This is a genomic window from Thiobacter subterraneus, assembly GCF_055379455.1.
Genome location: NZ_AP042402.1, coordinates 2,521,158 through 2,538,262, shown reverse-complemented (window position 1 = coordinate 2,538,262; position 17,105 = coordinate 2,521,158). Strand labels below are relative to the sequence as shown.

The following is a 17,105-nucleotide window of genomic DNA, read 5'->3' as shown; positions in this document are numbered from 1 at the left end:
GATGCCTGATCAGGAAAACAGGGATTTCAGCTTGCCCAGCAGGCCCTTGCCGCGGCTTCCGTCCCCGTCGTCGGTTTCGTCCCCGTCCTGCGCGGGGGCGGCCGCCGCAGGCGCTGCCCGCATCGCCTGGGTCGCGGGGCGCACCAAGGTGCGGCGGGCCTGCTGATGCACGCCGATTTCGCGCAGGCGGTTGGGTTTGTCCAGGATGAATTTGGCGAACTCGTCCAGCATCTCCTGGGTGATCTCGTTCACCTCGTAGACGAACTCGTTGATGGTGAAGCCGTTGAGATTGCGCACCTGCAGGGTGATGCGCGCATTTTCGAAATCGGCGGAGAAGCGCGCCGTCACCGGGATCTCGCTTGCCACCGTGAAGACCGCACGCGTCACCAGCCCGCGCTCATTGCGGAATTCGGTGCACTGGTACTTGAGGTTGTTCTGCCAGAGGTAATCCTTCTGGTTGTCGATCTGCTGCGGCGTGTCGCGCTCGAACTTGATCACCTTGTCGGTGAAGCACTTGAAGCGCAGCACCAGGGTGTTGATGAAATCCTTCTGGCCGATACGGATGGAATCGATGCTGAGGGCGTAGTCCCGGGGCCGGAAGTCGTCGATCAGGCCGAAGCCGTCGATGAAATAGCTGCGCCGCACATCGAGGTTGAGCACGTTGAGCTGGTTGACCAGCTCCTGGAGGTAACGCTGGATCTCCTTGTACTTGGTCTGCACCGCCAGGAAATTCTGGCTGACGGTCACCAGTTTGGACTGGGTCTGGGTTTGCTCCTGCTGGCGCTGAAGTTCGGCCTGTTTCTTGAGTTCGTCCAGAAAAGCCATGGATCTTCCTGTGCACTCTCTCGTTTCCGACGCTGAAGCGGGACGACCAGGGGATTTTAGGGAAAAACCGCGGCGCTGCCCACCGCCGCGCGGCGCCGCGCCTCCTCCCCTGTCCGGGATTATCGGCCCGCCTGCTGCCAACTTTAACGAGGCCTGCCAAGCAAGAATCATTCCACCGGCCGCCATGCCCCGGCGGGGAGGGAAAACCCGCTTCTGGACTCGGAAAACACCAGCGTGCTATGTTGGCCGCCCCCTGCCGGGCGACGCTTTACGGCACAAGCTGACGTAATTCCGACATGCGCATCCAACACTACGGACCCGCTCCGAAAAACCGCAACGACTGGAAAACCATCCGCACCCTGCTGCCCTATCTCTGGGAATTCCGCTGGCGGGTGGCGCTCGCGCTCACCCTGCTCCTTTTGGCCAAGGTGGCCAACGTGGCGGTGCCCCTCGCCCTCAAGCACATCGTGGACGCCCTGGACAAGCCGCGGCCGGAGATCGTGCTGCCGGTGGCCTTCCTGCTCGGGTACGGGGCCCTGCGTTTCGCCAGCACCCTGTTTGGCGAACTGCGCGATGCCGTGTTCGCCAAGGTCACCCAGCGCGCCATCCGCCGCGTGGCCCTCAAGGTATTCAGCCATCTGCACGCCCTGTCGCTGCGCTTCCATCTGGAGCGCCAGACCGGGGGCGTGTCGCGCGACATCGAGCGGGGCACGCGCGGCATTGGCTTCCTGCTCAACTTCATGCTGTTCAACATTCTGCCCACCCTGGTGGAAATCGGGCTGGTGGCCGCCATCCTCATCGCCAATTACGACATCCGCTTCGCCCTGGTGGTGTTCGCCACCCTGGTGGTGTACGTGGCCTTCACCCTGTTCGTGACCGAATGGCGCATGGTGTTCCGGCGCACCATGAACGACATGGACTCCAAGGCCAACACCCGTGCCATCGACAGCCTGCTCAACTACGAAACCGTCAAGTATTTCAGCAACGAGGCGTTCGAGACGCGCCGCTATGACGAGAGCCTGCAGGTGTGGGAAAAGGCCGCGGTACGCAACCAGACCTCGCTCGCCGCCCTCAATGCCGGCCAGAGCTTGATCATCGCAGTGGGCGTGACCATCCTGATGTTCCTCGCCGCCCAGGGTGTGATGGCAGGCACCATGACCCTGGGGGATCTGGTGCTGGTCAATGCCTACATGATCCAGATCTACCTGCCGCTGCACTTTCTCGGCTTCGTCTATCGCGAGATCAAGCATTCCCTCGCGGACATGGAAAAGATGTTCGGCCTGCTGGAAGTCAACGCGGAAGTGAAGGACAAGCCCGGCGCCCCGGACCTCCGGGTGAGCGCCGGCGAGATCCGGTTCGAGCACGTGGATTTCGCCTATGAGCCGCGCCGCCAGATCCTGTTCGACGTGAGTTTCGTGGTGCCGCCCGGCAGGACGGTGGCAGTGGTGGGCCACAGCGGTGCCGGCAAGTCCACCCTGTCGCGCCTGCTGTTCCGCTTCTACGACGTGACCGGCGGCCGCATCCTGATCGACGGCCAGGACATCCGCGACGTGACCCAGAAAAGCCTGCGTGCCGCCATCGGCATCGTGCCCCAGGACACGGTGCTGTTCAACGACACCATTTACTACAACATCGCCTACGGGCGCCCCGATGCCAGCCGCGAGGAAGTCATCGCCGCGGCGCGGGCCGCGCACATCCACGACTTCATCGAAAGCCTGCCGGATAAGTACGACACCATCGTCGGCGAGCGGGGACTCAAGCTCTCGGGCGGCGAGAAGCAGCGTGTGGCCATCGCCCGCGCCATCCTCAAGAACCCCAGGATCCTCATCTTCGACGAGGCCACCTCGGCCCTGGATTCCAAGTCCGAGAAGGCCATCCAGGCGGAGCTCAGGCGCATTGCCGAAAACCGCACCACGCTGGTGATCGCCCACCGCCTGTCCACCGTGGTGGACGCGGACCGCATCCTGGTAATGGATCACGGCCGCATCGTGGAATCCGGCACACACCGGGAACTCCTGGAGAGGAACGGCCTCTACGCCCACATGTGGGCGCTGCAGCAGCAGGAGGATGCGGACGGACGCGCAGCCGTGGCCGCCGCCCTGTGACCCGGCCGCCTGCCGGCTTTGGCTTCCCGCGGGAATTTGCGGGATAATCCGGCCGGGACTGCCTGCAGCCTTCCGCCGCCCCGCACCGGCAGGTGTCGACAGCCGTAGCGCACGCAACGAGCCGACGGATACCGACCGGAACGCCTGGTGAGAGGCGCAGCAGCACGCCCATGAGCGCTGCGGTGGCCTGGAAGCCCGCTTTCCCGTCCTTTTCAGCAGCCCCTTCAACCTCACTCCGGAGCAAACAGCATGGCCACCGTGGAACTGACCAAAGACAATTTCGAGCAAACCGTCCTCAACAACGATCTGGTGATCGTGGATTTCTGGGCACCCTGGTGCGGCCCGTGCAAATCCTTCGCCCCGGTCTATGAAGCCGTCTCGGAAAAATATCCGGACGTGGTGTTCGCCAAGGTGAACACCGAGGAAGAACAGGAGCTGGCCGGTTACTTCCAGATCCGCTCCATTCCCACCCTGATGGTGTTCCGGGAGCAGATCATCCTGTTCTCCCAGGCAGGGGCGCTGCCCGCCCAGGCGCTGGAACAGGTGGTGCAGGGCGCCAAGGCCCTGGACATGGACCAGGTGCGCGCGGAGATCGCCGCCGAGCAGGCGGCCTCCGGCAAGGCCTGAAACAGTCCCTCAGGACCTCTCGCCGTCCGCCAGGGTGGCGAGCAGGTCGCGCACCAGGGGCAAGGTGATGGGCCGCTTCACCACCAGGGAATGGCGGTCCAGGGCATCCAGCAGCGTCATGAGCGCAGGCAGGTCGCGCCGCCAGGTGCGCAGCAGATAGGCGGCCACCTCCGGCGCCAGGGTGAAGCCGCGCGCACGGGCACGGGCGATGAGGGCCTGTTCCTTGTCCCGGTCCGACAGGCAGTGCACCTGATAGATGAGGCCCTGGCCCAGACGGGTCGCCAGCTCGGGCCGCAGGCGCAGGCGCATGGGCGGCACGCAGCCCGTCACCAGCATGAGGCCCGTGCCCTCGCGCAGCCGGTTGACCAGATCGAACAGCGCCACCTGGGCGGCATCGTCGAGCCGTGCCACGTCCTCCACCACCACCGCGTCGCAAGCAGCCAGCGCGCCGGCGTCCAGCGTGTCCTGGCCTGCGCGCACCAGGGCCGCCCGCAGGCCCAGGGCGCTCGCGGCCGAAACGAAACCCGTCGCCAGGTGCGTCTTGCCGCAGCCCCGCCCGCCCCACAAATAGAGAAAGCGCTCGCCGGCACTGCCGTCCAGCAGGGCGCGCACGGCCGCCACGGTCTCGGCATTGGGTCCGGTGACGAAGTTGTCCAGGGTGGGGGGCGCCGGCGGCGCGAGCTGCAGGACGAGCTGTTTCATGGGTCGGGACGGCTTTTGCGGTAGAATGCCGCTTCTTCGCTTAATGTCACACTTTAGCGACCGGTCCACGGGAACTCAACCTTGAACACCTCCGATTCCAGCCGTTCCATCAGCTACCGTGACGCCGGGGTGGACATCGACGCCGGCGATGCCCTGGTCGAAAACATCAAGCCCCTGGCACGCCGCACCCTGCGACCCGAAGTGCTGGCCGGCATCGGCGGATTCGGCGCCCTGTTCGAACTCACGGGCAAGTACCGGGAACCGGTGCTGGTTTCCGGCACCGATGGCGTGGGCACCAAGCTCAAGCTTGCCTTCCGGATGAACCGCCACGACACCGTGGGCATCGATCTGGTGGCCATGAGTGTCAACGACATTCTGGTGCAGGGCGCAGAGCCCCTGTTCTTCCTCGACTACTTCGCCTGCGGCAAGCTGGACGTGGCCACCGCCACGGACGTGGTCAAGGGCATCGCCCGGGGCTGCGAGCTGGCCGGCTGCGCCCTGATCGGCGGCGAAACGGCGGAGATGCCGGGAATGTATCCGCCGGGCGAATACGACCTCGCCGGTTTCGCGGTGGGCGCGGTGGAAAAGAGCCGCCTCATCACCGGCCGCGACATTGCCGTGGGCGACACAGTGCTCGGCCTGGCCTCCAGCGGACCCCACTCCAACGGCTATTCCCTGATCCGCAAGCTGCTGGAAACCACGGGGGCCGACCTCGCGGCAGACTTCCACGGCCGCAGCCTGGGTGAGACCCTGCTCGAGCCCACGCGCATCTACGTCAAACCGGTGCTCGCGCTGCTTAAGCGCGTGACCGTGAAAGGCATGGCCCACATCACCGGCGGCGGCCTGCTGGAGAACATTCCGCGCATCCTGGCCGACGACCTCACCGCCATGCTCGACCGTCATGCCTGGGACGTGCCGCCCATCTTCCAGTGGCTGCAGGCGGCGGGCAACGTGGAGGACCGGGAAATGTACCGCACCTTCAACTGCGGCATCGGCATGGTGCTGGTGGTGGCCCCCCAGGACGCCGAAACGGCGCGCCGCGTCCTGGAAGACGCCGGCGAGACCGTGTTCGAGCTGGGCCGTATCGCCGCGCGCAAGCCCGGCCAACCCCAGACCGTGATCCAGTGAACACTGCGCGGTGAAATCCCTGGTCGTCCTCATCTCCGGGCGTGGCAGCAATCTGCGCGCCATTGTCGACGCCGGGCTGCCGGCACGCGTGGCCGCGGTGATCAGCAACAACCCGGAGGCCGCGGGGCTCGCCTTCGCCCGGGAACGGGGCATCGTCACCCGCGTGGTGGATCACCGGGGGCATGCCCGGCGCGAGGATTTCGACGCAGCACTGCAGGCCGCCATCGACGAACACGCGCCCGACCTGGTGGTGCTCGCGGGCTTCATGCGCGTGCTGACACCCGGTTTCGTCATCCATTACCAGGGCCGCCTGATCAATATCCATCCTTCCCTGCTGCCCCTGTTCCCAGGCCTGGACACCCACAACCGGGCCCTGGCCGCAGGGGTGCGCATCCACGGCTGCACCGTGCACTTCGTCACCCCGACGGTGGATCATGGTCCCATCATCGCCCAGGCCGCGGTGCCGGTGCGGGAAGACGATACCGCAGACAGCCTGGCCGCGCGCGTGCTGGAACAGGAACACCGTCTCTATCCCCGGGTGATCCGCTGGTTCCTGGAAGGACGCATCCAGCTCACGCCGGAAGGCCGCGTGCAGGTGCACGGGGTGGAGGCGCCCCAGGCGGCCCTGCTCGTTCCCTGGAACTGACATGGCCCGCTGGCTCGCCGCGCTGCTGCTCCTCATTGCCGTCGCCGCCCAGGCCGCGCCCACGCGTCTCACCCTCCACTACAGTCTCAGCCGCAACGGCCAGGAAGTGGCCGAGGTGGTGGAAACCTTCAGCCAGAGCCGGGGACGCTATTCCATCGAAAGCACCACCCGCGCCCTCGGCGTCTTCCGTCTGTTGAGCCAGGACAGCATCCGCTTCCTCTCCCAGGGTCAGGTCACCCGCGCGGGGCTGAAGCCCCTGCATTTCGAGCATCACCGGGGCAGCCGGGAAGACAGGCGGATCATCGCCGACTTCGACTGGAAGACGCGCACCGCGCACTTCAGGCACGACGGCGAGACCCACACGCAGCCCATTCCTGCCGGGCTGCAGGATCGCCTGAGTCTCATGTACCAGTTCATGTACCTCAAACTCGATGCGCCGGAGCTGGTGTTCGACATGAGCAACGGGCGCGGCATCAGCCGCTACCACTACCGCCGGGTGGGCGAGGAAACCATCACCACGCCGGCCGGCACCTTCCGCACCGTGCACTTCAGCCGTGTGCATGCCCCGGACGAAGACGGCACGGACGTGTGGTTGGCCCTCGAGCGTTTCCAGCTGCCGGTGAAGGTGGTGTTCGAGGAAACGAAGGACGGCCGCCCCGGTGCCCGCATGGAGCAGACCCTCACGCGCCTCGAGTCCCAGTGACGCCCACCCCGTGACACCGCCTGCGCGCCGACTGCTCTGGGCTTTGGGGCTGTCCCTCCTCCTGCATCTTGCCCTGATGCTGGCGCCTGGCCCGCAATGGCCCGAAGCCACGCTTTCCCGGCCGCTCCTGGCGCGGCTGGAACCCGTGTCTGCGCCCTCCCCGCCAGCGCCCCCGGCACGCCCCACCCCTCTTTCGCGCCCCAAACCGCACCGCCCCGCGCCACGCCCGGCGCCCAAGCCGGTGCCGGTGGAACCGGCCGCAGAAGCTTCCAGCGGCGTGGCGCACCCGTCGGAAACGGTGCCCGCAAGCCCGCCCGAGCCGGCAGCCGGGACAGGCCCCGTTGCCGACCAGCCTGCCCCGGAGGCGACGCCCGCGCCACGCCCGCCGCTGCCGGCGCGCCTGCAAATTCGCTACGCCTTGATCAAGGGAGAGCAGGGACTGGTGGTGGGACGCATGACCCACGACTGGGAAGCGGCGGATGGCCAGTACACCGTCACCAGCCTGGCCCGGGCCAGCGGCCTGTTTTCCCTGTTCGTGCCGGGCACCCTGATCCAGGTGAGCCGCGGCGAACTCGTGGCGGAGGGCCTGAAGCCCCAACTGTTCTGGATCCAGCGCGGCCAGGCCGGAAACCGCACGGAAACGGCCAGCTTCGACTGGGGCGCGGGCAGCCTGCGCTTCGGCCGTCCCGGCGAGGAGAAGACGGTGCCGCTGCCGGCCGGCGCCCAGGACGTGCTCTCGGTGCTCTACCAGCTTGCCTACACCGCCCCCCACACCGGCGTGCTGGAGCTGGCGGTGACCAACGGTCGCAAGTTCGACCACTACCGCTACCGCGTGGCGGGGGAGGAAACACTGGACACGCCCCTGGGTCCCTTGGTCACCGAACGTCTGGAACGCGTCCGCAGCCCCGGGGAGGACGGCCTGGAACTGTGGCTGGCCCGGGACTACCGCTACCTGCCGGTGAAGCTGCGCTTCATCGACCGCAAGGGAGAGGTGGCCGAGCAGCTCGTGGAGGAGATCCGCGCCGAGTAGGCTTCAGCGGGGCGCAGGCACCACGCCGGGGAGGCTGGGTGCTTCCAGCACCCGCACGCCCGTGACGAAATACTGGGTGTCGCCGAAACAGGTGCTGGGGATGCCCACGTGCTGTTCGTATTCCAGGGCGACGCGCTGGCCCGCGGTGGCATTGATGCGCGCGGCCACGGCCTCGTCGCGCACCGTGAAGTAGAACTTTTCCGCCACCGTGCCCGGCATGGACACCAGGGCCATCTCCCCTTCCCAGGTCTTGCACAGCCAGCCCTTGCGGGAAAACTTCTGCACGTAGCCGACGCGCTCGCCCGTGGAGTAGCTCCAGTGCAGCACCACCCAGGTGTAGGCGGCGAACAGCAGCAGGGCCAGCACCGCGGCGGCCGTCAGCACCCGCATCACCCGTTTGCCCGTCGCATCCATGCGCCGTCTCCCTCATGCCATCCGCCTGCAAGGGTAGCACGCCGGCCCTCGCCCGGCCATTGGGCAGCCCCTGCGGTGGGCGCCAGCCGCCGTTCGTCGTTACAATAACCCGTTTCCTGCCTAGCCTTCTGCCATGTCCGCTCCCGCCTCGCCCCGTGTGCCCATCGAGCCCCTCGTCCTCGTCGCGGCCCTCCTCCTGCTCGCGCTGGGCACCCTGCTGGTATTGCTGCCCTTTCTGTCCGCCCTCCTTTGGGCCTCCATCCTTTGCTATGCCACCTGGCCCGTGTTCCAGCGCCTGGTCACCCTGCTGGGGCAGCGCCGCACCCTCGCTGCCACGCTGATGTGTCTGGCGGTGAGCCTGTTGCTGGTCGTGCCGTTCCTGATCGTGGGTGCGAGTCTCGCCGAGAACGTGAGCCGTCTGTCCACCACCCTGCAGGCCAGCCTCAGCCAACTGCCCACGCAGCCCCCGGCGTGGCTGGCCAACCTGCCGCTGGTGGGCAAGAGCATCGCCGATGCCTGGCAACAGGCGGTGGATCAGCCGGATTCCCTGATCCAGCAGGCACGCGCTGCCCTGCCCGGCGTCTCCCGCTGGGTCCTGGAGCAGGGGCTGGCGCTGATGCATGGCGTGGCCATGCTGGTGCTGGCCGTGTTCGTCGCCTTTTTCGTCTATCGCGATGGCGTCACCCTCGCGGCCCGGCTCGCCACCGCGGTGCAACGGGTGGCGGGCGACAGGGGCGTGCGTCTGCTGCGGCTGGCCGGCGGCACCATCACGGGGGTGGTCTATGGCATCCTGGGCACCGCCCTCGCCCAGGGCATCCTGGCGGGCGTGGGCTTTCTCATCGCGGGCGTGCCCGGGGCGCTGCTGTTGGGACTGCTGACCTTTTTCCTGTCGGTGGTGCCCATGGGGCCGCCGCTGGTGTGGATCCCCGCCGCGGCCTGGCTCTATTTCCAGGGTGAGACGGGCATGGCAGTGTTTCTCGCCCTGTGGGGGGCCTTGGTGGTGTCCAGCATCGACAATTTCCTCAAGCCCTATCTCATCAGCCAGGGGGCGGACATGCCCTTCATCCTGGTGCTGTTCGGGGTGCTGGGGGGCATCGCCGCCTTCGGTTTCCTGGGCGTGTTCCTGGGCCCGACCCTGCTCGCCGTGAGCTACAGTCTGCTGCGGGAATGGAGCAGCGGCAAAACGGTGGAGGCGACATGAGCCTGCGTGCCCGTTCCCGCCAAAGCCCGCCCCAGGTGGCCGTGCCCGGCGAGGCAAAGGGACCGACACGCACCCAGCTCAAGCACGCGGAGGCGCTGCTCGGGGAGACCCTGGGCTTCGCCCAGCCGGCCGATGCCCTGCTGTCGCGCTACCTGCGCGCCCATCCGCGCCTGGGCGCGCGGGATCGTCACGTGATTGCGGAGACGGTGTTCGGCATCCTGCGCCATCTGCGCGTCCTGGAGTACGTGGCGGGACAGCGCGCACCCCGGCTGCTGCTCCTTGCCTACCTGACCCGCATCCAGGGCATGAGCCTGCGTGCGCTCGCCCCCCTGCTCGAGCCGGGCGAGGCCGAGCAGGTGGCCGCCCTGCGCGCCCGGTCCGCAGAGGATGCGCCCCTGGCGGTGCGCGCGGAACTGCCGGACTGGGTGGTGGAACGCCTGGGCACGGTGCTGGACGAGGCCGCCGTGCTCGCCCTGGGACGCGCCCTGCAGCAGCCTGCGCCGCTGGATCTGCGCGTCAACACCCTGAAGGCAAGCCGGGAAGCGGTGCAGGCCCGGCTTGCCGCAGAGGGTTTCGCGGTGACGCCCACACCGTTTTCGCCAGTGGGGTTGCGCCTGCCCGGCAAGCCCGCGATCCAGCGCCATCCGCTGTTCATAGAGGGCGCGATCGAGGTGCAGGACGAGGGCAGCCAGCTGCTGGGTTTTCTGCTGGCGCCCACCCGCCACGAGCGGGTGGCGGACTTTTGCGCGGGCGCGGGCGGCAAGACCCTGCTGCTGGGTGCCCTCATGCATTCCCAGGGCCGGCTCTATGCCTTCGATGTTTCTCCCGCGCGTCTGGCCAAACTCAAGCCCCGTCTGGCCCGCTCGGGACTGTCCAATGTCCATCCCCAGCTCATCCAGGACGAGGGGGATGCACGCCTGAAGCGCCTGGCAGGCAGGTTCGACCGGGTCCTGGTGGACGCGCCCTGCAGCGGCCTGGGCACGCTGCGCCGCAATCCGGATCTCAAATGGCGCCAGACGCCGGACAGCGTCGCCGAGCTTGCCGCCAAGCAGGCGCGCATCCTGGAGGCCGCCAGCCGCCTGGTGAAACCGGGCGGACGGCTGGTCTATGCCACCTGCAGCATCCTGCCGGAGGAAAACGAGTCCGTCGTGGCAGCCTTTACGGCCCAACACCCCGAATTCCGGCTGGTGCCGGCCAACGAGGTGCTGGCACGCCAGCACATTGCCCTCGACACCGGCCCCTACCTCAGACTGTCGCCGGTGCTCCATGGCACCGATGGCTTTTTCGCCGCGGTTCTGGAGCGCATGCCATGAGTTGGGCGTTACGCCGATTCCTGGCCGTCGTTCTGCTGCCCGCAGCCGCTGCGCTGCCAGCCTGGGCCGGCGCGGGCCAGCGTTTCCCGGCCACCGGCAGCATCGAACTCGCCTTCACTCCGGAAGACAATGCCATTCATCTCATGGTCGAGGCCATTCGCCAGGCCCGCCGCACCATCCTGGTCCAGGCCTTCAGCTTCACCAGCAACGAGATCGCCTTCGCCCTCATCGAGGCGAAGCGGCGCGGCGTGGATGTGCAGGTGGTGGCTGACGCGGAGCAGACTGCCAAGCTGGACAACAGCCGCATTCCTCTGCTCGCGCGGGCCGGCATTCCGGTATGGCTGGACGAACAGCACGCCGCCGCCCACAGCAAGCTGATGGTGATCGACCCGGGCACCCAGGCTGCCACGGTGATCACCGGATCCATGAATTTCACCTATGCCGGACAGTTCAGGAATGCGGAGAACGTGCTCATCCTGCGCGGCAATGCGCCCCTGGCGCAAGCCTATGCCGCCAACTGGCAGCGCCACCGGGAGCATGCCCGCCCCTTCCGGCCCTGATAACCTCTTTTGTTCGTCCGCCCCACCATGAACCGCACTGAATCCGTCCACAACCTGCTGCTGGAAGCGGCCGCCGACCTGGACCAACCAGCCATGCTCTGGCAGTTGGCAGCGATCGGCCTCGCCGTGGGCCTGGCCTGGTTCCTGGGCAAACGCCTCACCCGGCGCATGCCCCTTCCGGACCCAAGCAAGCCCTCCCTGCACGGGCTGCGTCACGCGCTGCCCCCGCTGCTCGCACTGCTCCTGCTCCTTCTGGCCAGGGCCGCGCTGAAAGGCTGGTTCGCCCCCACGCTGCTCAACGTGGCGATTCCCCTGCTGCTCGCCCTCACCGTGATGCGGGTGGCCTCGCAACTCCTGCGTTACGTGTTCATGCCCAGCGGCATGTTGCGGCTGTTGGAACACACCATCACCTGGACCGTGCTCATCGGTTTGGGCCTGCACCTCACGGGCCTGGCGCAGGAAGTGTTGCAGGCCCTGGACGAGATCGGCTTCAGCATGGGTCACCAGCGGGTCTCGCTGCTGCTGGTGCTGCAGGGCGTCCTCTCGGTGGCGGTCGCCCTGCTGTTTGCCCTCTATCTCGGCCGCCTGGTGGGCAACCGCCTCATGCGCAGCGAGGACCTGGATCCCAGCCTGCGGCTGGTGTTCGCCAAACTGGTGCGGGCGCTGCTGGTGCTGCTCGCGGTCATCATTGCCCTGCCCCTGGCCGGCATCGACATCACTTTTCTGTCCGTGTTCGGCGGCGCCCTGGGTGTGGGTCTGGGCTTCGGCCTGCAAAAGATTGCCGCCAATTACGTGAGTGGTTTCATCATCCTGCTGGACCGCTCGGTGCGCATCGGCGACCTGCTCACCATCGACAACCGCTATGGTGAAGTGACCCAGATCAGCACCCGCTACACCGTGCTCAAAGCCATGGATGGCACCGAAGCGCTGATTCCCAACGAAACACTCGTCTCCTCCGTCGTGGTCAACCATTCCTACAGCGACCGGGAGCTGCGCATGAATCTGCCGGTACAGGTCGGCTACGGCAGTGACGTGGAGAAGGCCATGGCCATCATGATCGAGGTGGCCCGGGCCCATCCCCGCGTGCTCAGGCACCGGGAGCCGGCCGCCTTTCTGCGCGAGTTCGCCGACAGTGGCATCAACCTGGAACTGGTGGTGTGGATCGGCGACCCGGAGGAAGGCCAGCTCAACCTGCGTTCGGAACTCAACCTGGCGATCTGGAAAAGATTCCAGGCGGAGGGGATTGAAATTCCCTACCCCCACCGCGATGTTCGCATCCTCAACCCGTCGTAACAGGATGTTCTTGTCTTTTGAAAGCGATCGGGTAGAATCGAAGACTCATTCAACTGCAAGGATCCAGCTTTTATGTTTTCTGGTTTGATTTCAATGCCCTGGTGGGGCTATGTGGCGGTCACCCTGGTGCTCACCCACATCACCATCGCTTCCGTCACCATTTTCCTGCACCGCCACCAGGCGCACCGGGCGCTGGATCTGCATCCCATCGCCAGCCATTTCTTCCGCTTCTGGCTGTGGCTCACCACCGGTATGGTCACCAAGGAGTGGGCCGCCATCCACCGCAAGCACCACGCCATGTGCGAGACGGTGAACGATCCCCACAGCCCGCAGATCCTCGGCCTCAAGAAAGTGCTGTGGGAAGGCGCCGAGCTCTACCGCAAGGAAGCCAAGAACCGCGAGACGCTGGAGAAATACGGCAAGGGTACGCCTGATGACTGGATCGAGCGCAATCTCTATTCCAAACACACGGTGCTCGGCATCGGCATCATGTTCGTCATCGACGTGGTCCTGTTCGGCCCCATCGGCATCACCATGTGGGCGGTGCAGATGGCCTGGATTCCCTTCACCGCCGCCGGCGTGATCAACGGCATCGGCCACTACTGGGGCTACCGCAATTTCTCCTCGGATGACGCGGCCACCAACATCGTGCCCTGGGGCATCATCATCGGCGGCGAGGAACTGCACAACAACCACCACGCCTACCCCACCTCGGCCAAGCTGTCGGCCAAGTGGTGGGAGTTTGACATCGGCTGGCTCTACATCCGCATCCTGGAGATGCTGGGCCTGGCGCGGGTGAAGAAGGTGGCGGGCAAACCACGCATCATTCCCAGCAAAACCACGCCCGATGCAGCAACCCTGCAGGCCGTGATCACCCACCGTTACGAAGTGATGGCGCGCTACGTGAACAGCGTCAAATCCATCGTGCGGGAGGAGATCGGCAAGCTGCGCCTGCCGCAGCTCAACGTGAAGACCTTCCGCAAGTGGCTGCATCTGGACGAGGCCGCGCTGCCGGCTCCGGAACGCGAAACCCTGGAGCAGGCGCTCCATTCCAGCCGCGTGCTCGCCACCATTTACGCCATGCGCAAGGAACTGGCCGCGATCTGGGCGCGCTCCACCGCCAGCCAGGAAGAGCTGCTGAAACGCCTGGAGGATTGGTGCCAGCGGGCGGAAGCCAGCGGCATCGAAGCCCTGCAACAGTTCGCCCGTCGCCTGCGCGCCTACGCCTGAGGCGGCGCATCCTCCACAGAGGCCAACCCACGGGTTGGCCTTTTTCTTTGGTGCGCGCCACGGAGCACACCAACAAAAAACCCGCCGGGCATCACACCGGGCGGGTTCCTGGGGCGATTGAAGCCGCCGCCTATTTCAGCTTGGTTTCCTTGTACAGGACATGCTTGCGCGCCACCGGATCGTACTTCTTGAATTCCAGCTTCTCGGGGGTGGTGCGCTTGTTTTTGGTGGTGGTGTAGAAATGGCCTGTGCCCGCGGTGGACTCCAGCTTGATTTTTTCCCGTCCGCCTTTCGCCATGATTCAATCCCCGGATGTGCTGACTTTAGATGTGCTCGCCCTTCGCACGCAGTTCGGCGAGGACGGCGTCGATACCCTTCTTGTCGATGGTGCGCAGGGCAGCGTTGGTGACACGCATGCGCACCCAGCGGTTTTCGCTCTCGACCCAGAATTTGCGGTACTGCAGATTGGGCAGGAAGCGCCGCTTGGTCTTGTTGTTGGCATGGGAGACGTTGTTCCCGACCATCGGCCCCTTGCCCGTGACTTTACATACGCGCGCCATGGCAAATCCCTTGTTCGGCTGAAAAAAGCCGCAACTATACAGAAGTTTGCAAATTCCCTCAAGAGCCGGTATCGTCCCTGGCTTTTGTCCTCCCCACCATGCTGGAAGCAGTCGATCTGGCCTGTGAACGCGGCAGCCGCAGGCTGTTCTCGGGCCTGAGTTTCACCCTGGCAGCCGGCGAGCTTTTGCTGGTGACCGGCCCCAACGGCGCAGGCAAGACCAGCCTGCTGCGCATCCTGTGCGGCCTGACACCGCCTTCGGGCGGCGAAGTGCGCTGGCAGGGCAAGACGATTGCCGGCCTGGGCGAGGAGTTCCGCGGCCAGCTCTTCTATCTCGGGCATCACAACGGGGTCAAGGACGAGCTCACCGCCCGGGAAAATCTCCTCATCAGTTGCCGGCTCGCGGGGGAACCGCTGACAGAGGATGCGGCACGGGCCACCCTCGCCCACATGGGCCTTGCCGGCCGGGAGGATTTGCCCGCCCGGCTGCTCTCCCAGGGGCAGCGTCGGCGGGTCGCCCTGGCGCGGCTGTTGATCACGCGGGCGCCGCTGTGGATCCTGGACGAGCCCCTCACCGCGCTGGATGCCCGCGCCGTGGCGCTCATCCAGGGCCGCCTCGCCGCGCACCTGGCGGCGGGTGGACTGGTGGTGCTCACCACCCACCAGCCCATCCAGGTGGATGACGTCACGCCACGCCGGCTGGAGTTGGGCACACCATGAGCATCTTCTGGACCATGCTGCGCCGCGATCTGCTGCTCGCCTACCGGCGGCGGGCGGACGTGCTCACCAGTCTGTTCTTCTTCGTGATCGTGGTCAGCCTGTTTCCCCTCGGCGTGGGTCCGGAACGGGAGACCCTGCGCCTGATCGCGCCGGGGGTGGTATGGGTGGCGGCCCTGCTGGCCGCCATGCTGTCCCTCAACCGGCTGTTTGCGGCGGACCACCAGGACGGTACCCTGGAGCAGATGGCGCTGGCGCCCACCCCCCTGGCGGTCATCGTGCTGGCCAAGGTGCTGGCCCACTGGATGGTCTCCGGCCTGCCGCTGGCGCTGATGGCACCGGTGCTGGGCCTGCAGTTCGACCTGCCCGGCCCGGCCCTGGGCGTGCTGCTGATCTCCCTCGTCCTGGGCACCCCGGTGCTGTCCCTGATCGGGGCCATTGGTGCCGCCCTCACGCTGGGCCTGCGCGGCGGGGGCGTGCTGTTGTCCCTGCTGGTGCTCCCGCTGTACATTCCGGTTTTGATTTTTGGCGCCGGGGCAGTGGAAACCACCATGATCGGCATGAGTCCCGAAGGGCACCTGTCGCTGCTGGGCGCGTTTCTGCTGCTTGCGTTGGCAGCCACACCTTTCGTGTCGGCCCTGGCTCTGCGCATTGCGATGGAATGATGAGCATCAACTGGTTCAAATATTCCTCGCCGGCGACTTTCTATCCCCTCGCCGGCAGGCTGGTTCCCCTGTTTTACACCCTCGCAGTCCTGTTCTGCGTGGCGGGACTCTACGTGTCCTTCTTCGTCGCGCCCACCGATGCCACCCAGGGCGAGGCCTACCGCATCATCTTCATCCATGTGCCGGCGGCGTGGATGTCCATGTTCATCTACCTGGTCATGGCGTTCTGGGCTGGCATCGGCCTGGCCTTCAACACACGCCTGTCCTCCATGATGGCCCAGGCCCTGGCGCCCACCGGTGCCATGTTCACCTTCGTCGCGCTGTGGACCGGCGCGCTGTGGGGCAAACCCACCTGGGGCACCTGGTGGGTGTGGGATGCGCGGCTCACCTCGGAGCTCATCCTGCTTTTCCTCTACATCGGCTACATGTCCCTCACCGCCGCCATCGACGACCCGCGCCGGGCCGACAAGGCCGGCGCCATCCTGGCGCTGGTGGGCGCGGTGAACGTGCCCATCATCTATTTTTCGGTACAATGGTGGAACACCCTGCACCAGGGCGCTTCCGTCAGCCTGACTCGTGCCCCGAGCATGGCCATGACCATGCTCACCGGCATGCTGCTCATGGCCCTCGCCGCCTGGATGTATGCCATCGCCGCGGCCCTCTCGAGGGTCCGCCTCATCATTCTCGAACGGGAAAAGCACACCGCCTGGGTGCAGCAGCTTTTGGATCGCAAGCCATGAACTGGGAAAGCTGGTCAGCCTTCTGGCACATGGGCGGCTATGCCTTCTACGTCTGGGGCAGCTACGCCGTCACGCTGCTGTGCCTGGCCGGGGAAGTGTTCCTGCTCGCCCGCCGGCGCAGAACTTTGCTCAAGACCTTGAATCAGATGCACAGGCTCGCCAACCAGGATCGCAATGAAACCCCGACATAGAAAACTCGCCCTGATCGCAGGCGGTCTGGCCGTGCTGGGGCTGGCCACTGCGCTGGTGCTCAATGCATTCCAGAGCAATCTCGTGTTCTTCTTCACGCCCACCCAGGTGGCCAACCGGGAGGCGCCGGTGGACCGCACCTTCCGCATCGGCGGCATGGTGGAGGAAGGCAGTCTGCGCCGCGACGCGGACGGTCTCACCGTGCATTTCGTCATCACCGATCGCTTGAACCGTCTGCCCGTGAGCTACAAGGGCATCCTTCCGGACCTGTTCAAGGAAGGCAAGGGTGCCGTGGTGCAGGGCAGGCTGGGCACGGACGGCCTGTTCGTGGCCGACCAGGTGCTGGCCAAGCACGACGAGAACTACATGCCGCCGGAGGCCGCCCACTCCCTGGAAGAGGCCCGCAAGGCCGCCGCCCAGGCCGGCAAGACCCTGAGTCAGTAAGCGCAAGCCCCTCC

General features: G+C 66.2%; 21 protein-coding genes. 16 read left to right on the top strand and 5 right to left on the bottom strand.

Features of this window, described 5'->3' with window-relative positions:
* Window positions 1-9 precede the first annotated feature (9 nt).
* Window positions 10-825 carry a hypothetical protein gene (locus tag ACZ42P_RS12515; protein WP_464897869.1) on the bottom strand — a complete coding sequence of 272 codons (816 nt, stop codon included), beginning with the start codon at window positions 823-825 and terminating at the stop codon, window positions 10-12.
* Between the two features lie 296 nt (window positions 826-1,121).
* Between ACZ42P_RS12515 and ACZ42P_RS12510 the strand changes: the two genes are divergently transcribed.
* Together ACZ42P_RS12510 and trxA are read left to right on the top strand one after the other, a co-directional pair.
* The gene (locus ACZ42P_RS12510) at window positions 1,122-2,930 is read left to right on the top strand and encodes an ABCB family ABC transporter ATP-binding protein/permease (protein ID WP_464897868.1); all 1,809 of its coding nucleotides are present in this window, start codon (window positions 1,122-1,124) and stop codon (window positions 2,928-2,930) included.
* A 249-nt stretch (window positions 2,931-3,179) separates the two neighbouring features.
* Window positions 3,180-3,557 carry a thioredoxin gene (trxA, locus tag ACZ42P_RS12505; protein ID WP_464897867.1) on the top strand — a complete coding sequence of 126 codons (378 nt, stop codon included), beginning with the start codon at window positions 3,180-3,182 and terminating at the stop codon, window positions 3,555-3,557.
* Between the two features lie 9 nt (window positions 3,558-3,566).
* Here the strand turns inward: trxA and hda are convergent, their stop codons facing one another.
* On the bottom strand, window positions 3,567-4,259 hold the full coding sequence (gene hda, locus ACZ42P_RS12500; protein ID WP_464897866.1) for a DnaA regulatory inactivator Hda: 693 nt from the start codon (window positions 4,257-4,259) through the stop codon (window positions 3,567-3,569).
* A gap of 81 nt (window positions 4,260-4,340) precedes the next feature.
* Between hda and purM the strand changes: the two genes are divergently transcribed.
* The 4 genes from purM to ACZ42P_RS12480 all read left to right on the top strand — a co-directional run bounded on the left by purM (window position 4,341) and on the right by ACZ42P_RS12480 (window position 7,766).
* Window positions 4,341-5,387: a phosphoribosylformylglycinamidine cyclo-ligase gene (gene purM / locus ACZ42P_RS12495; RefSeq protein WP_464897865.1), complete on the top strand. Its 1,047-nt coding sequence runs from the start codon at window positions 4,341-4,343 to the stop codon at window positions 5,385-5,387.
* Between the two features lie 10 nt (window positions 5,388-5,397).
* Window positions 5,398-6,033: a phosphoribosylglycinamide formyltransferase gene (purN, locus tag ACZ42P_RS12490; RefSeq protein WP_464897864.1), complete on the top strand. Its 636-nt coding sequence runs from the start codon at window positions 5,398-5,400 to the stop codon at window positions 6,031-6,033.
* A 1-nt stretch (window position 6,034) separates the two neighbouring features.
* Window positions 6,035-6,736, top strand: coding sequence for a DUF3108 domain-containing protein (locus ACZ42P_RS12485; protein WP_464897863.1), 702 nt, complete (start codon window positions 6,035-6,037; stop codon window positions 6,734-6,736).
* Between the two features lie 247 nt (window positions 6,737-6,983).
* Window positions 6,984-7,766, top strand: a complete 783-nt coding sequence (locus ACZ42P_RS12480; protein WP_464897862.1) for a DUF3108 domain-containing protein — start codon at window positions 6,984-6,986, stop codon at window positions 7,764-7,766.
* A 3-nt stretch (window positions 7,767-7,769) separates the two neighbouring features.
* On the opposite strand, the gene ACZ42P_RS12475 is transcribed toward ACZ42P_RS12480, so the two are convergent.
* On the bottom strand, window positions 7,770-8,180 hold the full coding sequence (locus ACZ42P_RS12475) for a hypothetical protein (protein ID WP_464897861.1): 411 nt from the start codon (window positions 8,178-8,180) through the stop codon (window positions 7,770-7,772).
* 133 nt (window positions 8,181-8,313) lie between these two features.
* On the opposite strand from ACZ42P_RS12475, the gene ACZ42P_RS12470 reads away from it, so the two are divergent.
* The 5 genes from ACZ42P_RS12470 to ACZ42P_RS12450 all read left to right on the top strand — a co-directional run bounded on the left by ACZ42P_RS12470 (window position 8,314) and on the right by ACZ42P_RS12450 (window position 13,777).
* On the top strand, window positions 8,314-9,381 hold the full coding sequence (locus ACZ42P_RS12470) for an AI-2E family transporter (protein WP_464897860.1): 1,068 nt from the start codon (window positions 8,314-8,316) through the stop codon (window positions 9,379-9,381).
* Window positions 9,378-10,694, top strand: a complete 1,317-nt coding sequence (locus ACZ42P_RS12465; RefSeq protein WP_464897859.1) for an RsmB/NOP family class I SAM-dependent RNA methyltransferase — start codon at window positions 9,378-9,380, stop codon at window positions 10,692-10,694. The genes ACZ42P_RS12470 and ACZ42P_RS12465 overlap by 4 nt, the downstream gene beginning before the upstream one ends.
* Window positions 10,691-11,254, top strand: a complete 564-nt coding sequence (locus ACZ42P_RS12460) for a phospholipase D family nuclease (RefSeq protein WP_464897858.1) — start codon at window positions 10,691-10,693, stop codon at window positions 11,252-11,254. The genes ACZ42P_RS12465 and ACZ42P_RS12460 overlap by 4 nt, the downstream gene beginning before the upstream one ends.
* Window positions 11,255-11,281: 27 nt before the next feature.
* Complete coding sequence (locus ACZ42P_RS12455) at window positions 11,282-12,547, top strand: mechanosensitive ion channel family protein (protein ID WP_464897857.1); 1,266 nt, start codon at window positions 11,282-11,284, stop codon at window positions 12,545-12,547.
* A 93-nt stretch (window positions 12,548-12,640) separates the two neighbouring features.
* Entirely contained in the window at window positions 12,641-13,777 is a 1,137-nt protein-coding gene (locus ACZ42P_RS12450) for a DesA family fatty acid desaturase (protein WP_464897856.1), read from the top strand.
* A 130-nt stretch (window positions 13,778-13,907) separates the two neighbouring features.
* Here ACZ42P_RS12450 and rpmG read toward each other — a convergent pair whose 3' ends face one another.
* Window positions 13,908-14,075: a 50S ribosomal protein L33 gene (rpmG, locus tag ACZ42P_RS12445; protein ID WP_464897855.1), complete on the bottom strand. Its 168-nt coding sequence runs from the start codon at window positions 14,073-14,075 to the stop codon at window positions 13,908-13,910.
* A gap of 25 nt (window positions 14,076-14,100) precedes the next feature.
* Window positions 14,101-14,337: a 50S ribosomal protein L28 gene (rpmB, locus tag ACZ42P_RS12440; protein ID WP_464897854.1), complete on the bottom strand. Its 237-nt coding sequence runs from the start codon at window positions 14,335-14,337 to the stop codon at window positions 14,101-14,103.
* Between the two features lie 98 nt (window positions 14,338-14,435).
* Here rpmB and ccmA point away from each other — a divergent pair, with 98 nt between their 5' ends.
* From ccmA to ccmE, 5 genes are read left to right on the top strand one after another with little or no spacing between them, the layout of a single operon-like run.
* On the top strand, window positions 14,436-15,056 hold the full coding sequence (gene ccmA, locus ACZ42P_RS12435) for a cytochrome c biogenesis heme-transporting ATPase CcmA (protein ID WP_464897853.1): 621 nt from the start codon (window positions 14,436-14,438) through the stop codon (window positions 15,054-15,056).
* Entirely contained in the window at window positions 15,053-15,718 is a 666-nt protein-coding gene (gene ccmB, locus ACZ42P_RS12430) for a heme exporter protein CcmB (protein WP_464897852.1), read from the top strand. The genes ccmA and ccmB overlap by 4 nt, the downstream gene beginning before the upstream one ends.
* Entirely contained in the window at window positions 15,715-16,458 is a 744-nt protein-coding gene (gene ccmC / locus ACZ42P_RS12425; protein ID WP_464897851.1) for a heme ABC transporter permease CcmC, read from the top strand. Before ccmB ends, ccmC begins: the two co-directional genes overlap by 4 nt.
* On the top strand, window positions 16,455-16,649 hold the full coding sequence (gene ccmD / locus ACZ42P_RS12420) for a heme exporter protein CcmD (RefSeq protein WP_464897850.1): 195 nt from the start codon (window positions 16,455-16,457) through the stop codon (window positions 16,647-16,649). Before ccmC ends, ccmD begins: the two co-directional genes overlap by 4 nt.
* Window positions 16,633-17,091 (top strand): cytochrome c maturation protein CcmE, encoded by a 459-nt coding sequence (gene ccmE / locus ACZ42P_RS12415; protein ID WP_464897849.1) that lies wholly within the window; start codon window positions 16,633-16,635, stop codon window positions 17,089-17,091. The genes ccmD and ccmE overlap by 17 nt, the downstream gene beginning before the upstream one ends.
* Window positions 17,092-17,105: the final 14 nt, after the last annotated feature.